This is a genomic window from Pseudomonas sp. FG6, assembly GCF_057809015.1.
Genome location: NZ_JBMDJD010000077.1, coordinates 1 through 2,952, shown reverse-complemented (window position 1 = coordinate 2,952; position 2,952 = coordinate 1). Strand labels below are relative to the sequence as shown.

The following is a 2,952-nucleotide window of genomic DNA, read 5'->3' as shown; positions in this document are numbered from 1 at the left end:
TGTCGATCTTGTCGAAGTCAACCTTGGCCGAACCGAAAACTTCGGAGCAGACACGAGTCAGAGCAGCGGTCAGCGTGGTTTTACCGTGGTCAACGTGACCAATGGTACCAACGTTGACGTGCGGCTTATTACGTTCGAACTTTTCCTTAGCCATCGAAATCACCCCTAGGAGAAGAATTTAGCGAGTCACACAAGCCATTAAAACAAAGGCAGATATTTTCATATCTGCCTTGTTATATGGAGCTCTTGAGCGGATTTGAACCGCTGACCTCACCCTTACCAAGGGTGTGCTCTACCAACTGAGCTACAAGAGCGAAACACTTTGCACAACCTGCAAACTTGGAGCGGGTAGCGGGAATCGAACCCGCATCATCAGCTTGGAAGGCTGAGGTTCTACCACTAAACTATACCCGCGGAGCTTGCAGCTCACACTAAAAATGGTGGAGGGGGAAGGATTCGAACCTTCGAAGTCGTAGACGTCAGATTTACAGTCTGATCCCTTTGGCCGCTCGGGAACCCCTCCTAAGCGAGCCGGCATTCTACATCATGCCAGCCTTCTGTCAAGCATTTTCTCATTAAAAACCTGAGGTTAGCTGCGTTGACGCTGCTTCACATCGCCACCCCTTAAAGGCCTTCGCTGCGAAGCGGGCGCCATTCTATGCAAACTACCCAGCGGGCGCAACCCCCTCGCAGGGCATTATTTTATGTTTTAACTCATTGAATTCTTTAGAAAGGTTTTGGAGCAACGTTTCATTCACCTTCCCCACGCCATCGGGAGGAACCTGCAGCCAGAATCCCCCCATTTCAGGAGAGCCCGACTGATTCAAAGTCGCAGCGCGAGCCGCGATCCCCGAGGCAGCTAGTCGCTGCTCGAGCTGCTTGACCTGTTCAGCACGGACGAAACCGCCGAGATAGATACAGTTCTTTTGCGAATCAGCCGATTTGCCCGAGTCACGCCTGACAAGCGCGTCCGCCGTTTCGCTCAATAAGTGGATGTCCTGCTGCGACCCCCGGTACAAACTCAGCGGGGTCACGTCCTTGGCACGGAGCGGCGCCTCCTGTTGATGCCAGACGTAATAGAAGACATTCAAAACCAGCAACAACAGAAACAGCCACCGCATAGAGACCTCAAGACAAAGGACAGGCCATCGCCAAACCTACAAAAACCAGGTCGGGCACTAGCCTGGCATCAGGAACAACCCCCAAAACCATGTTGGCATCCCCTCCCGTAAGAAACACCACGAAATCTTTTCCCCAATACTGCTGCGCCAATTCAAGCTGAGTCAGAACAAACCCTCTGAGCATTAGCATACAACCGCGCTCGACCGCCTCGACCGTCGCCCGACCCGGCGCCAGGCTCTCATGAGCTCGCTCAGCAGCCGTGTCGTCATAACGAATTCGCCGGGTGTGGGTACGCAGCTGATTGCGCATCAAAGGCATGCCCGGGCAAATGAACCCCCCCAGATGCTCACCGTCCGATGCAACGAAATCGGCGGTAATAGCCGTACCAAAATCAAGCACCAGGCACGCCCCACGAGCCAGATGAAAACCGCCGAGCAGGGCCAGCCAGCGATCGAGACCCAATCGCGTGTAATCCTCATAGCCGTTCCTGACGCCCGCCATTTCGCGAGCAGGTACAGCCCGAACCACGGAGAGGCCAAATGCATCAACCAGCGAAGCGACTAGCGAGTCCGTCTCTTCAGAGGTCCGCACACTGACAAGTCGACATTTCTTCAGCTGGAATTTTCCGGCATCACTCAGATTCGCCAGCAAGGCGCCGTCGGAACTGACAACCCCTCCTTCGACAGGCGTTAGACCATCGCAGTGAAGAACCCGCCACTTGATAAAGCTATTACCGCAATCGAGCTCAAGAATCATCGCGCAACCTCAAACTGAGCTCACCACCGCTAAAAACCTTTTCCACGCCATCTACCTTCAAACGCAGTGCACCCTGGAGGTCGACACCCATCACGATGCCGTCAATCCGATTGGTACCGGCAATCAACGAAACAGCCCGCCCCTGCCAAAGATGGTAGTTCTCCCACTCTGACTGAATCGCCGCGAACCCTGACTCATGATGAAGCCTCAAATACTGCCGGAGCTTAATCCCTAGTTGGGCTACCAATTCATTACGGTCAAAGGCCTTGCCCGCTTCGAGGCTCATGGACGTCCACTGCTGATCGACCTCGTCCGTCGATTGCATGTTTACATTAATGCCCACTCCCAGGACCACGTGGCAAACGTCTGCCGGATCCCCTACCAACTCGAGCAGAATGCCCGCGATTTTTTTCTCACCCACCAGGACATCGTTAGGCCATTTCAGCCCCGCTTCTGTAGCACCCATATCACGCAACGCGCGCATGACAGCAAGCCCAACGACAAGGCTGAGCCCTTCAATCTGCCGCATACCGCCGTCGATACGCAGAACCAGGCTGTAATAAAGATTCTCCGCAAAAGGACTGACCCACTTTCGACCACGACGGCCACGGCCGGCCATCTGCCGCTCGGATAAAACCAGGAATGGCGCCTCCACCCCACGCCCTATGGCGCGCAACGCTTCAGCGTTAGTGGAGTCGATGGACTCAAATATATGGACAGGCCACACGGAAGGATCGTTTACGCCAATTTTCGCCTCATCCAAAAGCGACAGTGGCTTGGCCAACTGGTATCCCCGGCCACGAACCTTATGAACGGACAACCCTAGCTCTACCTCCAGGTGCTGTAACTGCTTCCATACAGCGCTACGACTGATACCCATCGCATCGCCTAGCGCCTGGCCCGAATGAAAGCGACCGTCCTTCAGAAGTTTTAGCAACGTGAGCATGCGGACTGCGCCCTGATAATAAGGCCCGCATGATAGCCATGCGCAAGACGGTTGCATAGAAACACAAAATGGCTTTCCTGCGGGCAAAACAAAACCCCTACCTGCATCAGCAGATAGGGGTTTCGGAA

4 protein-coding genes and 3 tRNA genes are annotated in these 2,952 nt (G+C 54.5%); all 7 read right to left on the bottom strand.

The genetic code is table 11. The annotated features are described in order from the left end of the window. On the bottom strand, nucleotides 1-154 hold a 154-nt coding region (locus ACODSJ_RS24655), incomplete at its 3' end, for a GTP-binding protein (RefSeq protein ID WP_237614161.1). An 84-nt stretch (nucleotides 155-238) separates the two neighbouring features. Next, nucleotides 239-314: transfer RNA gene (locus ACODSJ_RS24650), tRNA-Thr, on the bottom strand. A gap of 26 nt (nucleotides 315-340) precedes the next feature. Next, a tRNA-Gly gene (locus tag ACODSJ_RS24645) sits at nucleotides 341-414 on the bottom strand. A 24-nt stretch (nucleotides 415-438) separates the two neighbouring features. Beyond that, nucleotides 439-523: transfer RNA gene (locus tag ACODSJ_RS24640), tRNA-Tyr, on the bottom strand. Nucleotides 524-665: 142 nt separating this feature from the next. Continuing rightward, on the bottom strand, nucleotides 666-1,121 hold the full coding sequence (locus tag ACODSJ_RS24635) for a hypothetical protein (protein ID WP_489104216.1): 456 nt from the start codon (nucleotides 1,119-1,121) through the stop codon (nucleotides 666-668). Between the two features lie 7 nt (nucleotides 1,122-1,128). Further along, nucleotides 1,129-1,878, bottom strand: a complete 750-nt coding sequence (locus ACODSJ_RS24630; RefSeq protein ID WP_489104215.1) for a pantothenate kinase — start codon at nucleotides 1,876-1,878, stop codon at nucleotides 1,129-1,131. Beyond that, on the bottom strand, nucleotides 1,868-2,824 hold the full coding sequence (gene birA / locus ACODSJ_RS24625; RefSeq protein ID WP_489104217.1) for a bifunctional biotin--[acetyl-CoA-carboxylase] ligase/biotin operon repressor BirA: 957 nt from the start codon (nucleotides 2,822-2,824) through the stop codon (nucleotides 1,868-1,870). Before birA ends, ACODSJ_RS24630 begins: the two co-directional genes overlap by 11 nt. Between the last annotated feature and the right edge of the window lie 128 nt (nucleotides 2,825-2,952).

Coding starts and splice junctions, on each gene's coding strand:
- ACODSJ_RS24635 (WP_489104216.1), bottom strand. CDS start 1,121: ATGCGGTGGCTGTTTCTGTTGTTGCTGGTTTTGAATGTCTTCTATTAC.
- ACODSJ_RS24630 (WP_489104215.1), bottom strand. CDS start 1,878: ATGATTCTTGAGCTCGATTGCGGTAATAGCTTTATCAAGTGGCGGGTT.
- birA (WP_489104217.1), bottom strand. CDS start 2,824: ATGCTCACGTTGCTAAAACTTCTGAAGGACGGTCGCTTTCATTCGGGC.